This window comes from Bacillus cereus group sp. MYBK139-1 (assembly GCF_051916915.1).
GTDB classification, from domain to species: Bacteria; Bacillota; Bacilli; order Bacillales; family Bacillaceae_G; genus Bacillus_A; species Bacillus_A pacificus.
In genome coordinates, this window is the sequence record NZ_JBQAHO010000002.1 from 875,536 (window position 1) to 892,305 (window position 16,770).

Here is a 16,770-nt window from a genome sequence, read left to right on the forward strand (position 1 = left end):
AGTGTAGGCATGTACTAAAAGTGGATATAAGATTTACTACTAGCTTTAATGCATAATAATTCCATGTGTAGTACAAGTTTTTTAGAGAGTTACAAATTTATATTGTTATCTTTAATAAAACAAGGACTATTTTAAGGGGGAATTTAAATGGGTAGTAGTGGAAGTATGGTAAAGCCAATTAGTGGTTTTTTAACAGCATTAATACAATATCCAGTACCGGTAGTAGAGTCACGTGCAGACATTGATAAACAAATTAAACAGATCATAAAAACAATTCATTCAACTAAAGCAGGGTATCCTGGATTGGAATTAATAGTATTTCCAGAATATAGTACGCAAGGGCTTAATACAAAAAAATGGACTACAGAAGAGTTTTTATGTACAGTCCCTGGGCCAGAAACAGACTTGTTTGCTGAGGCATGTAAAGAGTCTGAAGTATATGGTGTTTTTTCTATAATGGAAAGAAATCCTGATGGTGGAGAACCGTATAATACAGCAATAATTATTGATCCACAAGGTGAAATGATTTTGAAGTATCGTAAGCTAAATCCTTGGGTGCCAGTTGAACCTTGGAAGGCTGGAGATTTAGGTTTACCTGTTTGTGATGGACCTGGAGGAAGTAAATTAGCTGTTTGTATTTGTCATGATGGTATGTTTCCTGAAGTAGCTCGTGAAGCAGCTTATAAAGGCGCAAATGTCTTGATTCGTATTTCTGGATATAGCACACAAGTTAGTGAACAATGGATGTTAACTAATCGTTCGAATGCATGGCAAAATTTAATGTATACATTGTCGGTGAACTTAGCCGGTTATGATGGTGTATTTTATTATTTTGGTGAAGGACAAGTATGTAATTTTGATGGGACTACTTTAGTGCAGGGACACCGAAATCCTTGGGAGATTGTTACTGCTGAAGTATATCCAGAGCTAGCAGATCAAGCTAGATTAGGATGGGGTCTCGAAAATAATATATATAATTTAGGTTCAAGGGGATATGTAGCGACTCCTGGTGGGGTGAAAGAAAACCCATATACGTTTGTAAAAGATTTAGCTGAAGGTAAATATAAGGTTCCTTGGGAAGATGAGATTAAAGTAAAGGATGGAACTATTTATGGGTATCCAGTCAAAAAGACGATTCATTCTTAAGTAAGATAAATAGAACAAGCGCATCAATATGATGCGCTTGTTCTATTTACTCAATGATTTGGAATTCTTTTAACTCTTTTTCGACATTTTGTAGGAGTTGTTCGCTTTTTTGAAGTACATTCGTTGGGAAAATTTCACCATCACCATATTCAACGCCGTGAGGATAATAGTGTTTACCTAATAAAGGAGGAAGTAGCTTTATTTCAGCGTGTCTACTACCAATGTCACCTTCAACAGCTAAACCTTGTACACGTAAATAATAAACATCGTTTAATATTTCGAATTTATAATCGTATGTAACTCGTTCATAATCCCACTGTCCAGCAAGTACAAAATGGTTCTTTTCCATAATCTCTGTTAATAGTGTTAAATCAACGACGGCTCCATTAAATTTTGTATTTGTAAATTGCATAAAATACCTCCTTTTTTAATGTTACATCATTATTTTTATAATAGTATGAATAATAAGAAAGTGCAATTCATATTGAGAGAAAAGGGATAATCCAGACTTTTTTTGCGAAAATATGATATAGTGAAAAGAGTACGGTACACACAAAAAAAGGAAAGAAAAGGATTTGTGTATATCTCAATTTTATGTTTTGTGCAGGAGGTATATCGATTGAAGAAATTATTGCGTATCGTAATGATTACAATTTTAATTTTAGCTGTTGATTTATACGGGAAATTACTCGTTTCACAATATATATTAACCCCATCTCAATCAAAGCAAGAAAATAAAATTGTGAAAAAGAAAAAACAAGTAAATGAAGACTCTTCCGATACGGTTTTAAATATGATTGGTGGGGACTCTGAAATTTTATTAGCAAAATGGGGCGAACCTTCTCGAATAGAGCCATCTGCTTACGGATATGAATGGTGGGTATACAATCAAGATTTATCTCAGTATGTTCAATTTGGGGTTGCTGAGCGTAAAGTTGTAACGGCGTATGTTGCTGGTGAGCAAGTTAAGGTGCCACCTTATTATATAAATGAAAAGTATGAAGATGTGTATAAAAAGAATCCACTCTCGCATGAGATTTCATTAAAAAGAGGGAAGAGTAGTTATCAATTTGAGTTATCTGATACTGAAGTGATGGAGCAACCATTAATACCAGTAGAAGATGGCTGGGCACAATTATATTTTGATCATTTTACGCATGAGCTTGTTGGTGTTCGTTATATGGATGACGAAACGTTATTACGTCAAAGACCGTATCAGCTCGTTTATTCAGGTGAATTACTGGCAGAACAACCATTAACTCCAGATAAAATGAAACAAATAGAGAATGGGAATATGCAACAAATTTTTGATTTAACAAATATTATTCGAAGTCGTCATAATTTACCGTTGTTAGCGTGGGACCAACAAACGGCAGAAGTGGCAATCGGTCATAGTAAAGATATGAAGGATAATAATTACTTTTCACACGATTCACCTACGTTAGGTACGTTAGGAGATCGTTTACAACGCGGGAAAGTAGGATTTCAACTTGCCGGTGAGAACATAGCGGCTCAACATAGTGATGGAGTTGCTGCATTGCAAGGTTGGTTAAACAGTGAGGGACATCGAAAGAATTTATTGAATGAACAATTTACAGGATTAGGTGTTGGCGTATACGATAAGTTTTATACACAAAATTTTATTCGGAAATAAAATGAAACTGTAAATTGTGGATGGGAATCTTCCCCTATGCAAATAGTAGGATAAAAAGGTGCATGAATCGTCTAAAAATAGGCGAACCATGCGCCTTTTTTTTCTTATTATATAGTAGATATACATGAAGAGGTGAGGATTATGCCGACAACAAAAGGACCGTTACATCCATCGGTTCAACAGTTTAAAGAGTTTGTAAACCATCACCCTAAAATGGTTCATGAAGTTCGAAGTGGTCATAAAACTTGGCAACAGTTTTATGAGGAATGGTACTTACTTGGTGAAGAAGATCCAATATGGGCAACTTTTAGACCGGATGGAGCGCCTGCTTTTTCTTCGGTAAAAGAAAAGAAAAAAGAAAAAGGAAAAGAAAAGGATACTCGAACTGAAGAGGAAAAAACTGCTGATGTGATGGGACAAATGCTTTCTTTTTTTAAAAAGTTAGACGTGGAACAAATGCAACATCATTTAGCCAATGTGACGAGTGCTATTGGTAGTGTGCAACAAGTTTTTCAACAATTTCAAGGAAAACGCACGCAGCAAGAAGAGAGTACTTCCGAAAATAATCCATTTTTCTTTCAGAAGGATTAGGAGGAAAGCGGATGAGAGCAGAAATTATGGAGTTTATAAAGGCTGATGAGGATTTATCTCGCTATATTAGGGAGCAACCTTACTGGTATAGAAAACTAACGCGAAACCCTGAAGAAAAAGAGGCATTTGAGTTAGCAGCTATGCAACATTTCAAAAAAACGATACCAGATAAAGTTGAGAAATTCCAAAATCAATTGGCAGTTGCTTCCATTATGATTGATATGTTTCAGTATATGAAGCAGCAAAATGCAACATAATTGGAAGGGAAAACTATGTCCGTCATGCAGAACTTTTGATACAATAGAAGCGGATTATTTAAAAAGGAGTTGCAGCATGAGCATGACGGAAATTTGTTTAGTACGACATGGACAAACTGATTGGAATTTTCAAGAGATTATTCAGGGACGTGAAGATATTCCGCTTAATGAAGTGGGGAAGAAGCAAGCAAGTCAAAGTGCAGCTGCTTTGAAAGCGGAGGCATGGGATATAATTATAAGTAGCCCATTAATTAGAGCGCAAGAAACAGCTAAGGAAATTGCAGAGGCAACTGGATTACAATCAATTTTATTAGATGAGCGATTTGTTGAACGTAATTTTGGTGAAGCTTCTGGGAAGCCAGTTGCGACTGTTAGGGAATTAATTGCAGAAGGTAAAGTAGAAGGTATGGAGCAAGATGAAGAAATTGTAGCTCGTTGTTTTGCTGCGGTAAAAGACGTTGCAGAAACTCATTCTGGCAAACGTATTATTATTGTAGCCCATTCACATGCGATAAAAGCAATTTTACATGCAATTGCTCCGGAAGATATTTCGTTTAAGACACCGTTAAAAAACGCATGTATTAGTTATGTGAATGAAAATAGTGGGAAGTGGGATGTTCTTAAATACAACATTGCGGAACATATTAATGTATAAATGCGTACTGAAATTATTAAAAAATAGTTAGAATGATATCTTTCTGTTTAGTGAGACACTTCAATTAGTAGTTCTATTCTAAATGTGGTATGATAAATACTCGGAGGTGTCTCTCATGATTGTAGCGACGCTAGAAAGCGTATTAATATTAGATAAGGCAGAGCAGCTTGCAAAAGCGATCATCTGTTCAGATATAGCAGAAGATTACCGTAAATGTTATAAAGACTTGCATGAAGATATGGAAGTTCAGACGTTAATTCAGCAATTTACAGCGATGAAAGAACGATATGAGGAAGTGCAACGTTTCGGTAAATATCATCCTGACTATACTTTCGTTTCGACGAAAATGAGGGAATTGAAGCGTTCTGTAGACTTACATGATAAGATTGCAGCTTTTAAACGAGTAGAAACGGCTTTACAAAAGTTGTTAGATGAAGTGAGTGTAGCAATCGGTTCTGAGGTGTCCTCTTCCATCAAAGTTCCAACAGGAAATCCATTTTTTGATGCTGGTGGCTGTGGTGGCGGTTGTGGTACCGGCGGAGGTTGCGGTTGTAAAAAAACGGGGTAAATCACCCCGTTTTTTAGAAGATAGAAGAAAACGTATACAGAGTTTGTCCTGTAATGTCATAAATTTCTGATTGGTTTTCATAAAATATAAAATATATGTTTTTAAAAGGAGAAGATGGAGAAGATTATGTTCGGGCAACGACAAAGTATGATTGTTTATTTACATTCATTGAAACATGCCAAGATTTTAAGAAAATATGGTAACATACATTACATATCAAAACGTTTAAAATATGCAGTAGTATATTGTGATATGGAACAAATTGAGCATATGATGCAAAAGTTGAACAAACTTCCTTTTGTGAAAAAGATAGAACAGTCGTACCGCCCGTATTTAAAAACGGAATTTGAAAATTCACGTCCTGATCGGGCAAAAGAATACGATTATAGCTAATAGAAAAAATCCCCTGCTAATTTTAGCAGGGGATTTTTCATTTGAAATAACACATTATTTCATTGGAGGAATAAAATTATTCATTCGTAAAATACCAATTAAATGATTGAAAAACAGTTCTTTTTCTGGGAAAGTTGTGGATGGTTTTACCGTAAAGGTAGTCACTTTTTTTCCAAGTTGTTCTGCCGTTTCTTCAAATAAAATGACGCGTTTACTTTTTTTATTTTCAAGTACAGGAATGCCTTCACGACATATGTATAATGGTTGGAAATCACCAGTAGTAGTTGGTTTTAATATTACAACAAGTGAGCACACTTTTTTTTCATTTTTAATTGTTTCAAATTGTAACATATGTGTTATACGTTCTTGATTTGCTTTGGCAATTTCAAGTAATTCATATAAATCAGAGTAGCCCTCTCCGAGTTCTATAAAACGTTGAATCATATCTTTTCCTCCTCTTTCTTTTACTGTACCATCTCACTTTTTAAATGAAAAGTAGACAAAGAAAAAAAACCCTGCAAAGCAGGGCCCTTCTTATACTAGCATGTACTAGTAAGAAGGCAAAGGGAGAGGAGAAACCGGAGGAAGAACTTATGGGGAAACGTAAGTCTTCTCCGCGGTTGGCAACAACATCGAAGGTGATGTTGTTATAGTTATTTATGTCCAATCTAAATGAAGATATACATGATGAAATTAAATTTTATGTTGGGCTTTTTATTTTTCTTTTTTTTATTTTATGATAGGATAAAAAAGATAAAGTGAAACTTTAATCAGTGGGGGCATTTCCCACTGATTATTAGCCCGCACCAATCGGGCTTTTACTGCCCGTTAACGCGGGGTAAAGTGAAACGAATAGTTCGTGTTAGCGAATGGTGAGATGAATACATAAAAATGCAGAGCGGTTATTTTAAGTTAAGTTCTTCTAGTCTTCGTTGGAAGATGAATGGAATCGTAAAGTTTGGTAGCGGTTACCGAATGAAGAAGGGCTTTCTATAATTGCTCGATAGATTGAAATAAAGGTAGTGACAACAGATGAGAGTAGTTTCAGGAAAATGTAAGGGACACCCGCTTAAAGCGGTGCCAGGTAATACAACACGTCCAACGACTGATAAAGTAAAAGAATCCATTTTTAATATGATAGGCCCTTATTTTGATGGGGGTGTCGCTCTTGATTTATTTGGTGGTAGCGGTGGTCTTGGAATCGAAGCTATAAGTAGAGGGATTGATAAAGCGATTTTTGTTGATCGAGACAATAAAGCGATAAAGGTAATCCATCAAAATTTAGAAAGTTGTAGAATACAGGAACAAGCTGAAGTATATCGGAATGATGCAGAACGTGCGATAAAAGCACTTATAAAACGTGAAATATCATTTGATCTTATATTAATTGATCCTCCATATAAAGATCAAAAAATTATATCTTTAATTAGTGTAATGGATCAACATGGATTGCTACATAACGATGGTTTAATTATGGCGGAGCATGGTAATGATGTAGTTTTACCCGAGTCTATAGGAAGACTTGTAAAAGTGCGAGCTGAAAATTATGGTATTACAGCGATATCGATTTATAAGTATGAAGGTGAGGGGACGGAATGACAAGTATAGCTATTTCTTCGGGAAGTTTTGATCCAATTACCCTTGGGCATCTGGATATTATTAAAAGGGGAGCAAAAGTATTTGACGAGGTATACGTAGTAGTTTTAAACAACTCGTCAAAAAAACCGTTCTTTTCAGTGGAAGAGCGTTTAGATTTAATTCGAGAAGCAACAAAGGATATTCCTAATGTCAAAGTAGATTCACATAGTGGACTACTAGTTGAGTATGCAAAAATGCGTAATGCGAACGCGATTTTACGTGGATTACGAGCAGTTTCTGATTTTGAATATGAGATGCAAATTACTTCTATGAATCGAAAGTTAGATGAAAACATTGAAACCTTTTTTATTATGACAAACAATCAATACTCATTTTTAAGCTCGAGCATTGTGAAAGAAGTTGCGAGATATGGAGGAAGTGTAGTAGATCTTGTACCTCCTGTTGTAGAACGTGCTTTAAAAGAAAAGTTTCAAACCCCGTTAAAGTGAACGGGGTTTTTCTTTGTTGCTCCGAAAAAATAATAAGATGACATATACATATAAACAAAATAATGTAAATATCGGTCCGTAGTGTATAAAAGATGTCCAAATTTCATGCAGAATAGAAGAATGATTCGATAAAAAGACGGGGATATCTTTTTGCATAGGTGAAAAAGAGCTTACTTTTTCATAAAATGGTTTCCAAAATATAAAAGTAAAAATAGGAGCAAGAATACTTTGGATAATTCGTGCGAAAAAATAGGGCTTAAATCTAATGTCTGTTTCAGCTAATATGCTAGCGACTTGTGCCTGAATAGAAAGGCCGCTAAATGCTAAAATAAAGCTTGTTACCATAGCTTGCTGCAGGAGGGGTGTTTCAGTTATTTGACTAATCATTTGGCTTCCAAGTGTCATTTCAAACATGCCAGATAATATCGGGATACTAAATTCGGTAGTTAGTTGGAAGAATGATAAAATATGTTGCATAATAAAAGAAAGGGCTGCTGTAATATGAAATACAGTAATCATTTTATTTAAAACAGAGAATAAAATAATAAATCCACCAATCATAAGTAGCGTTTGAATAGAAGAAACGATAGCGTCCCCAAGTAATTTTCCTATTGGTCTTTTTTCTTGCATACGTGTCTCGTGTAGAATTGAAAAAGGGTTTTGAAAAGGGTGTTTTTTAGTAACATGTTTATCATGCGTGGAACTGTTGTTATTGCCGTAAAAACGCATCAGTAACCCGACAGCAAAATTACTTAAATAATGTGCAGCAGCTAATACGATTCCTAATTTCGGATTATTGAAAAAACCGATAGAAACAGCGCCAAAAATAAAAAGTGGATTGGATGAGTTTGTAAAAGATACGAGGCGCTCTGCTTCAATTTGTGTTAGCTGATTGCTTTTGCGCAGTCTAGCGCTTAATTTGGCGCCAGCGGGAAAGCCTGAAGCCATTCCCATTGCCCAAACAAATCCGCCTATTCCTGGAACGCGGAAAAGTGGTCGCATAAGTGGTTCTAATATAACGCCTATAAATTTTACAACACCAATACTAATGAGAAGTTCGGCAATGATGAAAAACGGTAAAAGTGAAGGGAATACAACTTCCCACCATATATTTAACCCTCGAATGGAAGCTTGTAAAGCAGCTTGGGGGTGGAGTACAAGAGAAAAGGTTAAAAAAAGTGTTGATATGGTAAGGAAAGCCGTTTTCCATTTTTCATACATGTAAGTAAATCCCCCTTTGTCCCAAAAAACGTTCATTTCAGTATACGTGGATACGTAGTGAATTTAGACCATAAGTATGAAAAAGGAACGAAAAAAATTAAAGGGTGAGAAAAGTGAAAGAACCGAAAATTGGCTTAGCTCTTGGATCTGGGGGCGCAAAAGGTTTTGCTCATATTGGTGTTATAAAGGTTTTAAGGGAAAATGATATACCGATTCATATGATTGCAGGAAGTAGTATGGGGGCTTTAGTAGGTACATTTTATGCCGCTAGTTCAAACGTTGAAAGACTGTATAAACTGGCAAATGTTTTTAAGAGGAAATATTATTTAGATTTTACGGTTCCGAAAATGGGATTTATTTCTGGAAAACGTGTCAAAGATATGATTAAAATGTTTACATATAATAAAAATTTAGAAGAATTAGATATCCCGACGGCTGTTGTGGCTACTGATATCTTAAAGGGGGAAAAAGTTGTTTTTACAAGTGGTCCAGTTGCAGAGGCGGTGAGAGCGAGTATTTCTGTACCTGGAGTGTTTGTGCCAGAGAAAATAGATGGACGATTATTGGTAGATGGTGGAGTGATTGATCGCATCCCAGTATCGGTTGTGAAAGAGTTAGGTGCCGATATTGTCATTGCTGTTGATGTATCCCCGATTAAAGTAAATGGAGAGGTTACGTCTATTTATGATGTAATTATGCAGAGTATTGAAATTATGCAACATGAGCTTGTGATAAATCGGCAAATTGCATCTGATTTAATGATGCGCCCAGCTGTAGAACAATTTAGTTCCCGGGCTTTTACAAACATTGAAGACATTATTCGAGTTGGAGAGGTAGAAGCGGAAAAGCATGTTGCAAATATTCATTTATTAATTGAGCAGTGGAAGGAGAAACATAATGTTTAAGCGTTTTCGGTTTATATATGCAATTTTAATAGGGGTTATATTGGCAATGTTACTTGTTTATGTACGCCTGCCGTATTATGTAACGAAACCAGGAATGGCTGCCAAATTAGAGCCTTACGTTCAAGTTGAAGGGGGAACAAAAGAATCTGGTGATTTTATGCTTGTTACGGTTTCAATGGGACCGGCAAATGTAGTGAATTTAATAGCGGCACAGTTTAATAAATATACACATATTTCAAAAGCGGAAGAAATATTGCAAAAAGGTGAAAGTGATGAAGAATATCAATTTCGCCAAAATTATGCGATGAAAGATTCGCAAAATGCAGCGATTTATAATGCTTATAAACGTGCAAATCGTACTGTTTCTTTTGAAAATAAAGGTGTGTTGGTTGCTGGTGTAGCGAAAGGGATGCCTTCAGAAGGAAAGCTTAAACTTGGAGATGTTATCATTGCCGTCGACGGAAAAACATTTGAAAAGACAGAACAATTTATTGAATATATGACAGGGAAAAAAGAAGGAGATACAGTAAATATTGAGTACAAGAGGGATGGGAAACAGTTAAAAGAAAATTTAAATGTAAAGACTATTCCGAATGGAAATGGACGTGTTGGTATAGGTGTTTCTATCGTTACGGAAAGAGAATTAGTGGTAGATCCGAAAGTGAAAATTGACTCTCATGAAATAGGCGGACCATCGGCAGGCCTAATGTTTACATTAGAAATATATAATCAACTGGTGGAAGATGATTTAACAAGAGGGCATGAAATAGCTGGAACAGGGACGATCAATGAAAAGGGAGAAGTTGGTCCGATTGGTGGTATTCAGCAAAAAGTGGTTGCTGCAAGTGATGCTGGTGCTGAAGTGTTCTTTGCACCAAATGAAAAAGGTGCGGAGAAATCGAATTATAAAGATGCACTTGAGGCTGCGAAAGATATTAAAACGAAAATGAAAGTTGTGCCAGTTGATACGTTGGATGATGCATTAATGTATTTGGAAAAAATGGGAAAGAAATAAAAAAATCTCTCTGAAAAGAGAGATTTTTTTATAGGAATTTTGCAGTTGTTTCATCGTAACGAATTGGGTGATGTGTTGCATCTTGTTTTAGTAGTTGTGTTCGTAATGGTTCTTGTATGATGGAGAAATATACAGAATTGGCTTTTCGCTCTATGTGTAAAGTAGGATGGTCAAATGTTTTTGTATGGGTAAGGATTGGAAGCTCTATTTTTTTCTTGTTTTTTGAAAGGTACGTTTGTCCTTTTTGTGACATGCCTAATAGACGAATGTATGGTGCATGTTGCTCTATATTTGCGCAATGTATTTCTTCTTTTGTTGTATTTGTTAAAATATGTGTACAAGCTCTTTGTAATCTAGTCCACGTATAACGTTTCGTTTTTAGCGCTTCCATGAATGAATGGAAGGAGGAACTGGTTTGTATTTTTGATAAAATACGATGCTCTAAACCTTCCTCAATTTCATATATATGTCGTAAGTCTTCTGGAGACATTGTCATAAGTTTGTATTTAAAAAATGAAAAGTATTGTTCCCAATTATGTAATGTCCCGTAGTTTTGTTTATAACTCGCTAAAAGAGAAGCAGTCGCTTTTGGGATGAAAGGCTCAACTTCTGTAAAGGAACTATTTTCACTAAAAAGTTGTTTGCGAATACTTGTTGCGCTTGCAATATGTTGGTCGTTAAATGTTTCATCATGATAATGAGATGCGAATCTTTTTATCGTTTGTGCTTGCATAGAACTATTTTGCATTAGAATTGCTTTTATGTATTGGAAGCCTAAAATGTTATTTGGTTGTGACATGTCTATATTTTTTTCAGAAGATAAAATGTGTAGGAAAGCTTCAGATGTAGCTTTTGCGTAACTATTACCTGCGTTCATAAATTGCTTTACAAGACGATTAAAAGTCTTTTCTTCACTTTTTTGCACAGAGATGGTGTTATAAAAATTTTCGATTTGTCCATCTTCACTGCCGAAACAAATTTCAGAAACGTGTAGGGCGTTTAAAATAGAAATAGCGCCATTTGCAAAGGTTTCGGCCTTTTGCGTTGAAAAGGCATAAGGAAGCTCTACAACGAGGTCTACACCGCATGCTAAGGCCATTTTGGTACGATACCATTTGGATACGAGTGCTGGCTCACCACGTTGTAAAAAAGGGCCACTCATAACAGCGATTGTAATATCAGAGTGTGTTAACTTTTTTGTTTGTTGCACATGATAAGCATGACCGTTATGAAAAGGGTTATATTCAACAACAATACCACTGGCTTTTATGGTAATCTCTCCTTTCGATGTAGCATCTTTTTGAAAAACGTGATACTCTATATATTATTTACTATGATGACTTCATTATAGTGTAAAGAAAAAACATTGACAAATATAAAATGGCTAGCTATAATTTTGTTTGTTGCCTTGAGGTGATATGATATGAAATGGTCCATCCATCAATTGAATAAATTGAGAAATAAAGGATTGACATTGGATGAGATGGTAGATGTAAGTGAGCTAAAAGAGGTCGAGAAAGATATTCGTGAAATTAATCCTGTTCACGTAACAGGAAGAGTTGATTTTGGCTCCGGTAAGTTTACGTTCCATCTACATATAACTGGAAGCATGGTTTTACCATGTTCTCGCTCTTTAGTAGATGTGACATTACCATTTGACATTAAAACAACTGAGGTGTTCCAAACTTCACAAGAAGAATTTGAAACTGAAGCTGAAATTCATTGTTTAGAAGGAGAAGTACTTGACTTACTGCCCGTAATCAAGGAAAATATACTTTTGGAGATTCCAATGCAAATTTTCAGTGATGATGTTTCTGGTGGAGCACCGACGCAAGGTCAAGACTGGCAAGTGATTTCGGAAGAAGACAAAGAAAAGCCTGTTGATCCAAGATTGGCAGGACTTGCAAAGTTTTTTGACAAATAATCGGAAGACTGGTTCAGGCCTTCATATGAAAATAACTATTTCTTTTAAGGAGGTGGGAAGAATGGCTGTACCTTTTAGAAGAACTTCTAAAACAGTAAAAAGAAAGCGTCGTACGCATTTCAAATTATCAGTACCTGGTATGGTAGAGTGCCCAAGCTGTGGTGAAGCGAAATTAGCTCACCGTGTATGTAAAGCATGCGGTACTTACAAAGGTAAAGAAGTAATCAGCAAGTAATTGCGGGAAAATAAACGTAGAAGATATCTTCTACGTTTATTTTTTTTGTCTTATTCTTCATTTGTTGTATTCTATCTTTTCTAGTAACTGCATATGTTTAATAAAAAATGCATAGGGAGGACTAGAGAGATGGCGACAACAAGACAAGATGCTTGGACTGATGATGAAGATTTGCTTCTGGCAGAAGTAGTACTCCGGCATATTCGAGAAGGTGGAACGCAATTATCTGCCTTTAAAGAAGTGGGAAGACATTTATCTCGTACACCAGCAGCATGTGGCTTTAGATGGAATTCTTACGTTAGAAAGCAATACAAAGAACGTATTGAAGAAGCGAAGCAACAGCGTAAAGTGGAAAATTATGAAGTGAAAGAGACGAAGGTATTAGAACCTACGTCAATTACATTGAATGATGTTATTGATTTCTTGCAAAATTATAAAGATGAGAACTCTTTAGTGGTGTTGCAACAGCAAATTGAATCGTTACAAACAGAGAAAGAGAGCCTGTTGGAGCGATTATCAGTATATGAGGAAGAATATAGAACGTTGCTTGATTATATCGATCAAAAAAGAAGTGTAATGGTAGCGGAAAGAAATAGCGCTCGTTCGAATGGGAAATTAGAGAAGTTAAAGAAATAAAAAAACAGCTGCTATGTAGCTGTTTTTTTATTTCTTATGCAGACTCTTCATTTGTAACCGCATTCAAATTTGTTTCTGGGTGCCAAACGTAAAAATCACCATCAGGTACTGATACAGGTTGGAAATTTAATTTATCCCAAAAACCAGCTGAATGGATACGTGCGATCGTTTTAATTGGGAACTGCAGTCCCTTCGCATAATTTACAAGCATTTCTCCGAATCCTTGTTTTTGGAAAGTTGGTAATACTTCAAGTTTATAAAGTTCTAGGTAAGTACCTGTAATTTCGAATGGTTCCCCGCCGTTCCTTTTCATGTATAGACTCATACGTGCAATGAGTGATCCGCCGTAATAAATACCGTAAAATGGAGATTCACTATTGTTTTCAATAATGTTTGCTTGTAATTCTTCTAACATGGATAGTTCTTGAGCTCCGCAGCCTTTAAATTTTTTAAACTCGTCTAATGTTTTATAATTGATGAGCAAGCGCTCAACTTTTGGGAATCCCATAACATCACATCCTTTTTGTCTCATTGAATGCAGAAAAGTGAAAATATTTATAATAATATTATAACTCATTTTTTTATTTTTATGAAGATGATAGTGTATTTCTTTTATTATTTTTTTGAGGATTTGCTAAACTAAGAGTAGAAGCATAGTAATAAGTAGTATATACATATTGAAAGAAGAGGTGGCATTTGATCATCTTTAGTTAATTATGATTCCGTATGAATCGGGGGTTCGCGGAATAAAAGAGGAGGGGAAAAAGGGACTTATGTATCGTGTTCAGATGAGTTCCTTGTGTGAAAATGAAAATTGGAGTTGTGGGACCGGGAGCTATTGGTCTATTGTATACATTTTATTTACAAAAAAGTAATCAAGATGTTACGTTGTTTACAAGGACAGCTAAGCAGGCTGACGAATTAAATATAACGGGTGTAACTTGTATTAGGGAGGGGAAACGTGAAACTGTATTCCCGCCAGTATTACCAATAGAAAGTATGCTAGACCAGCAGCTAGATTATATATTTATTGCTGTTAAGCAATATCATATAACTGACATACTACCTTTTGTGCGAGGGAAATCCTCAGTAGTCTTTTTGCAAAACGGAATGTCACACCTTCATGCTATGCAGAAAATAGAGAATGAAAATATTGCAGTTGGAATTGTAGAGCATGGTGCAAAAAAAGAAGAAAGACATACCGTTTATCATACAGGGATAGGTGTAACGAAGTTTGGAATCGTGCGCGGTCGGTCTATACATTTTGAAAAAATGTTTAATTGCTTTCCTTTTCCGCATTTTCCAATTCGAATAGAAGATGATTGGAAGGGTGTTATGCACAAAAAATTAGTAGTGAATGTATGTATCAATCCATTGACGGCATTATTACAGGTCAAGAACGGGGAATTGATTACGAACCCGTTTTTTTATCAGATGATGGAGCAAGTATTCCAGGAAGTCGTTTTTCTCGTTAAAGAAGAAAAAGAAATGGTATGGGAAATGGTACGTCATGTATGTGAAAGAACGTCTCATAATACATCATCTATGCTGGCAGATGTAAGGGCGAATAGACAAACAGAGATTGGTGCGATTGTTGGATATGTATTAGAAGAAGCGAAGAAACAGCAACGATCCGTTCCGACACTTCAATTTTTGTTCGACGCAATAAAAGGATTAGAAGTAAAAGTATAAGTGTAATTCTTTGCTTTTACGTGAAACATTGACTACAATGTGGATTGGTGAGAGAACAGGATACGAAAGGAAGAATTATATGGAGATAAAAGAAATCTCTGTTCCGCAACAAGGTGTTGTAGCGGACTATATGAACGGTAAAAAAGAGATACAGTCGTGTTTTGATTATATGTTAACAGAAGATGCTTTTAAACAGCGTGTACAAGATTTGCGTGAGAGGGAGTTTTTCCGCCAAGATTTAGTAGCGCATTTATTAGAATATAATACAAAATTACAAGCGGGAGAAGCTACAATTCAAAATGTAAAAGCGCTTGAAGATGAAGATACATATGTTGTTATAGCTGGACAACAAGCTGGGCTATTAACTGGGCCACTTTATACGATTCATAAAATTATTTCAGTTTTACAGCTTGCGAAGGAAAAGGAAGAAAGTTTAGGCGTTAAAGTTATTCCTGTTTTCTGGATTGCTGGTGAAGACCATGATATGGATGAAATTAATCATACTTTTGTAACGAAGAATAAAAAAATAAAAAAGACCATTTTTCATGATCGTAATCCGAAAAAGGCGAGTGCTTCAGAGTCTGAGCTTTCTTTGGAAGACTGTAGAAAGTGGATTGAAGAAATTTTTAAAACATACCCTGAAACGAATTTTACAAAGGATGTACTGCGATTTATTGATGATTCTTTAGGGAAATCGAATACGTATGTAGATTTCTTTGGTCACCTTATTATGAAAATGTTTATGAATTCTGGTTTAATTCTTGTCGATTCGCATCATCCTGAATTAAGAAAATTAGAAGTGCCGTTTTTTAAACAAATTGTAAGTAAGTATAAAGAAGTGCAAGAGGGGCTTCATAACCAACAGGAAGTAATTAAAGAATTAGGATATAAGCCAATTATTGAAACAAAGTCTAATGCAGTACATATATTCATGGAAATTGATAATGAGCGAGTGTTGCTTGAAGACAATCAAGGGAAGTTTGTTGGGAAGGATGGGACGTATTCCTTTTCATATGAGGAATTGATTGAAGAGATGGAAAGAAGCCCAGAGCGCTTTAGTAATAATGTTGTAACGCGCCCTCTTATGCAAGAGTATGTATTTCCTACGTTGGCGTTTATTGGAGGTCCAGGGGAATTAGCTTACTGGAGTGAATTACAACAAGTCTTCCATACTATCGGCTTCCGAATGCCGCCTGTCGTTCCTCGTATTACAATTACTTATATTGAGAGGGATATAGCGACAGATTTACACGATTTACAATTGCAAGAGAGTGACCCGTTTTTAAATAACGTAGATAAGTTGCGTGAAAACTGGCTATCTAATCAAATAGAGGAACCGATAGATGAACGATTTGTAGAGGCGAAAAAAGAAATAATTGATATTCATAAGTCATTACAACAGTTTGTGAAGAAAATAGATCCTGGATTAAGTTCGTTTGCAGGGAAAAATGAGTTCAAAATTAATGAACAAATTGAACTGTTGGAAAGAATGTTGAAAAGAAATGTTGAGAAAAAACATGAAGTGGAACTAAATAAATTCCGTCGTATACAATTTGCAATCCGTCCATTGGGAGCGCCACAAGAGCGTGTGTGGAATGTATGTTACTATTTAAATCAGTTCGGTTTAGATTTCGTTGATCGTGTAATGGAAAAACCGTTTTCTTGGAATGGAAAACATCATGTTATAAAACTATAGAATCTTGCTCTTAGGAGCAGGATTTTATTTTTATCCCGTTGAATTTACTGTGAAGTGAAATTTTTCTGAATTATTAATTTTAAAAAACTAATATC

Annotated in this window: 21 protein-coding genes; 16 read left to right on the forward strand and 5 right to left on the reverse strand. The window is 35.6% G+C overall.

What is annotated here, in order from left to right; genetic code table 11:
* Positions 1 to 147: 147 nt before the first annotated feature.
* Entirely contained in the window at positions 148 to 1,146 is a 999-nt protein-coding gene (locus ACTFRS_RS15815; protein WP_000535791.1) for a formamidase, read from the forward strand.
* Between the two features lie 46 nt (positions 1,147 to 1,192).
* Here the strand turns inward: ACTFRS_RS15815 and ACTFRS_RS15820 are convergent, their stop codons facing one another.
* Entirely contained in the window at positions 1,193 to 1,558 is a 366-nt protein-coding gene (locus tag ACTFRS_RS15820) for a YugN family protein (protein WP_001160939.1), read from the reverse strand.
* 207 nt (positions 1,559 to 1,765) lie between these two features.
* Here ACTFRS_RS15820 and ACTFRS_RS15825 point away from each other — a divergent pair, with 207 nt between their 5' ends.
* From ACTFRS_RS15825 to ACTFRS_RS15850, 6 genes are all read left to right on the forward strand, one after another.
* Positions 1,766 to 2,800 (forward strand): CAP domain-containing protein, encoded by a 1,035-nt coding sequence (locus ACTFRS_RS15825; protein WP_242293332.1) that lies wholly within the window; start codon positions 1,766 to 1,768, stop codon positions 2,798 to 2,800.
* A 141-nt stretch (positions 2,801 to 2,941) separates the two neighbouring features.
* Positions 2,942 to 3,391 carry a YlbD family protein gene (locus tag ACTFRS_RS15830; RefSeq protein WP_001143334.1) on the forward strand — a complete coding sequence of 150 codons (450 nt, stop codon included), beginning with the start codon at positions 2,942 to 2,944 and terminating at the stop codon, positions 3,389 to 3,391.
* A gap of 11 nt (positions 3,392 to 3,402) precedes the next feature.
* Positions 3,403 to 3,648, forward strand: a complete 246-nt coding sequence (locus ACTFRS_RS15835; protein WP_001200990.1) for a YlbE-like family protein — start codon at positions 3,403 to 3,405, stop codon at positions 3,646 to 3,648.
* A gap of 82 nt (positions 3,649 to 3,730) precedes the next feature.
* Positions 3,731 to 4,303 (forward strand): histidine phosphatase family protein, encoded by a 573-nt coding sequence (locus tag ACTFRS_RS15840; protein ID WP_139867111.1) that lies wholly within the window; start codon positions 3,731 to 3,733, stop codon positions 4,301 to 4,303.
* Between the two features lie 115 nt (positions 4,304 to 4,418).
* On the forward strand, positions 4,419 to 4,871 hold the full coding sequence (locus ACTFRS_RS15845) for a YlbF family regulator (RefSeq protein ID WP_000634351.1): 453 nt from the start codon (positions 4,419 to 4,421) through the stop codon (positions 4,869 to 4,871).
* A gap of 126 nt (positions 4,872 to 4,997) precedes the next feature.
* Positions 4,998 to 5,264 carry a YlbG family protein gene (locus tag ACTFRS_RS15850; RefSeq protein WP_002080814.1) on the forward strand — a complete coding sequence of 89 codons (267 nt, stop codon included), beginning with the start codon at positions 4,998 to 5,000 and terminating at the stop codon, positions 5,262 to 5,264.
* Between the two features lie 54 nt (positions 5,265 to 5,318).
* Here ACTFRS_RS15850 and ACTFRS_RS15855 read toward each other — a convergent pair whose 3' ends face one another.
* Positions 5,319 to 5,708, reverse strand: coding sequence for a DUF7147 family protein (locus ACTFRS_RS15855; protein WP_000616011.1), 390 nt, complete (start codon positions 5,706 to 5,708; stop codon positions 5,319 to 5,321).
* Between the two features lie 588 nt (positions 5,709 to 6,296).
* Between ACTFRS_RS15855 and rsmD the strand changes: the two genes are divergently transcribed.
* On the forward strand, positions 6,297 to 6,863 hold the full coding sequence (gene rsmD, locus ACTFRS_RS15860; protein ID WP_061685628.1) for a 16S rRNA (guanine(966)-N(2))-methyltransferase RsmD: 567 nt from the start codon (positions 6,297 to 6,299) through the stop codon (positions 6,861 to 6,863).
* A complete protein-coding gene (gene coaD / locus ACTFRS_RS15865; RefSeq protein ID WP_000200598.1) occupies positions 6,860 to 7,351 on the forward strand; it encodes a pantetheine-phosphate adenylyltransferase in 492 nt (163 codons plus the stop codon). Before rsmD ends, coaD begins: the two co-directional genes overlap by 4 nt.
* Here the strand turns inward: coaD and ylbJ are convergent.
* On the reverse strand, positions 7,343 to 8,572 hold the full coding sequence (gene ylbJ, locus ACTFRS_RS15870; RefSeq protein ID WP_016718385.1) for a sporulation integral membrane protein YlbJ: 1,230 nt from the start codon (positions 8,570 to 8,572) through the stop codon (positions 7,343 to 7,345). The genes coaD and ylbJ overlap by 9 nt on opposite strands.
* A 113-nt stretch (positions 8,573 to 8,685) precedes the next feature.
* Here ylbJ and ACTFRS_RS15875 point away from each other — a divergent pair, with 113 nt between their 5' ends.
* Positions 8,686 to 9,477: a patatin-like phospholipase family protein gene (locus ACTFRS_RS15875; RefSeq protein WP_000662598.1), complete on the forward strand. Its 792-nt coding sequence runs from the start codon at positions 8,686 to 8,688 to the stop codon at positions 9,475 to 9,477.
* A complete protein-coding gene (locus ACTFRS_RS15880; protein WP_000476306.1) occupies positions 9,470 to 10,492 on the forward strand; it encodes a SepM family pheromone-processing serine protease in 1,023 nt (340 codons plus the stop codon). Before ACTFRS_RS15875 ends, ACTFRS_RS15880 begins: the two co-directional genes overlap by 8 nt.
* A gap of 28 nt (positions 10,493 to 10,520) precedes the next feature.
* Here the strand turns inward: ACTFRS_RS15880 and ACTFRS_RS15885 are convergent, their stop codons facing one another.
* Entirely contained in the window at positions 10,521 to 11,702 is a 1,182-nt protein-coding gene (locus ACTFRS_RS15885) for a nucleotidyltransferase (protein WP_396349950.1), read from the reverse strand.
* A 213-nt stretch (positions 11,703 to 11,915) separates the two neighbouring features.
* Between ACTFRS_RS15885 and ACTFRS_RS15890 the strand changes: the two genes are divergently transcribed.
* The 3 genes from ACTFRS_RS15890 to ACTFRS_RS15900 all read left to right on the forward strand — a co-directional run bounded on the left by ACTFRS_RS15890 (position 11,916) and on the right by ACTFRS_RS15900 (position 13,287).
* Entirely contained in the window at positions 11,916 to 12,416 is a 501-nt protein-coding gene (locus ACTFRS_RS15890; RefSeq protein WP_000872145.1) for a YceD family protein, read from the forward strand.
* A gap of 61 nt (positions 12,417 to 12,477) precedes the next feature.
* Positions 12,478 to 12,651 (forward strand): 50S ribosomal protein L32, encoded by a 174-nt coding sequence (rpmF, locus tag ACTFRS_RS15895; RefSeq protein ID WP_001984764.1) that lies wholly within the window; start codon positions 12,478 to 12,480, stop codon positions 12,649 to 12,651.
* A 129-nt stretch (positions 12,652 to 12,780) separates the two neighbouring features.
* Complete coding sequence (locus ACTFRS_RS15900) at positions 12,781 to 13,287, forward strand: RsfA family transcriptional regulator (RefSeq protein ID WP_440024701.1); 507 nt, start codon at positions 12,781 to 12,783, stop codon at positions 13,285 to 13,287.
* Between the two features lie 34 nt (positions 13,288 to 13,321).
* On the opposite strand, the gene ACTFRS_RS15905 is transcribed toward ACTFRS_RS15900, so the two are convergent.
* Complete coding sequence (locus ACTFRS_RS15905; protein ID WP_000506707.1) at positions 13,322 to 13,795, reverse strand: N-acetyltransferase; 474 nt, start codon at positions 13,793 to 13,795, stop codon at positions 13,322 to 13,324.
* A gap of 293 nt (positions 13,796 to 14,088) precedes the next feature.
* Here ACTFRS_RS15905 and panE point away from each other — a divergent pair, with 293 nt between their 5' ends.
* On the forward strand, positions 14,089 to 14,979 hold the full coding sequence (gene panE, locus ACTFRS_RS15910; RefSeq protein ID WP_242293329.1) for a 2-dehydropantoate 2-reductase: 891 nt from the start codon (positions 14,089 to 14,091) through the stop codon (positions 14,977 to 14,979).
* Positions 14,980 to 15,058: 79 nt separating this feature from the next.
* On the forward strand, positions 15,059 to 16,675 hold the full coding sequence (bshC, locus tag ACTFRS_RS15915; protein ID WP_242293328.1) for a bacillithiol biosynthesis cysteine-adding enzyme BshC: 1,617 nt from the start codon (positions 15,059 to 15,061) through the stop codon (positions 16,673 to 16,675).
* Positions 16,676 to 16,770: the final 95 nt, after the last annotated feature.

Bases quoted from the DNA above. Each gene is read 5' to 3' on its own strand.
- ACTFRS_RS15815 (WP_000535791.1), top strand. From the start codon at position 148: ATGGGTAGTAGTGGAAGTATGGTAAAGCCAATTAGTGGTTTTTTAACA.
- ACTFRS_RS15820 (WP_001160939.1), bottom strand. From the start codon at position 1,558: ATGCAATTTACAAATACAAAATTTAATGGAGCCGTCGTTGATTTAACA.
- ACTFRS_RS15830 (WP_001143334.1), top strand. From the start codon at position 2,942: ATGCCGACAACAAAAGGACCGTTACATCCATCGGTTCAACAGTTTAAA.
- ACTFRS_RS15835 (WP_001200990.1), top strand. From the start codon at position 3,403: ATGAGAGCAGAAATTATGGAGTTTATAAAGGCTGATGAGGATTTATCT.
- ACTFRS_RS15840 (WP_139867111.1), top strand. From the start codon at position 3,731: ATGACGGAAATTTGTTTAGTACGACATGGACAAACTGATTGGAATTTT.
- ACTFRS_RS15845 (WP_000634351.1), top strand. From the start codon at position 4,419: ATGATTGTAGCGACGCTAGAAAGCGTATTAATATTAGATAAGGCAGAG.
- ACTFRS_RS15850 (WP_002080814.1), top strand. From the start codon at position 4,998: ATGTTCGGGCAACGACAAAGTATGATTGTTTATTTACATTCATTGAAA.
- ACTFRS_RS15855 (WP_000616011.1), bottom strand. From the start codon at position 5,708: ATGATTCAACGTTTTATAGAACTCGGAGAGGGCTACTCTGATTTATAT.
- rsmD (WP_061685628.1), top strand. From the start codon at position 6,297: ATGAGAGTAGTTTCAGGAAAATGTAAGGGACACCCGCTTAAAGCGGTG.
- coaD (WP_000200598.1), top strand. From the start codon at position 6,860: ATGACAAGTATAGCTATTTCTTCGGGAAGTTTTGATCCAATTACCCTT.
- ylbJ (WP_016718385.1), bottom strand. From the start codon at position 8,572: ATGTATGAAAAATGGAAAACGGCTTTCCTTACCATATCAACACTTTTT.
- ACTFRS_RS15880 (WP_000476306.1), top strand. From the start codon at position 9,470: ATGTTTAAGCGTTTTCGGTTTATATATGCAATTTTAATAGGGGTTATA.
- ACTFRS_RS15890 (WP_000872145.1), top strand. From the start codon at position 11,916: ATGAAATGGTCCATCCATCAATTGAATAAATTGAGAAATAAAGGATTG.
- rpmF (WP_001984764.1), top strand. From the start codon at position 12,478: ATGGCTGTACCTTTTAGAAGAACTTCTAAAACAGTAAAAAGAAAGCGT.
- ACTFRS_RS15900 (WP_440024701.1), top strand. From the start codon at position 12,781: ATGGCGACAACAAGACAAGATGCTTGGACTGATGATGAAGATTTGCTT.
- ACTFRS_RS15905 (WP_000506707.1), bottom strand. From the start codon at position 13,795: ATGGGATTCCCAAAAGTTGAGCGCTTGCTCATCAATTATAAAACATTA.
- bshC (WP_242293328.1), top strand. From the start codon at position 15,059: ATGGAGATAAAAGAAATCTCTGTTCCGCAACAAGGTGTTGTAGCGGAC.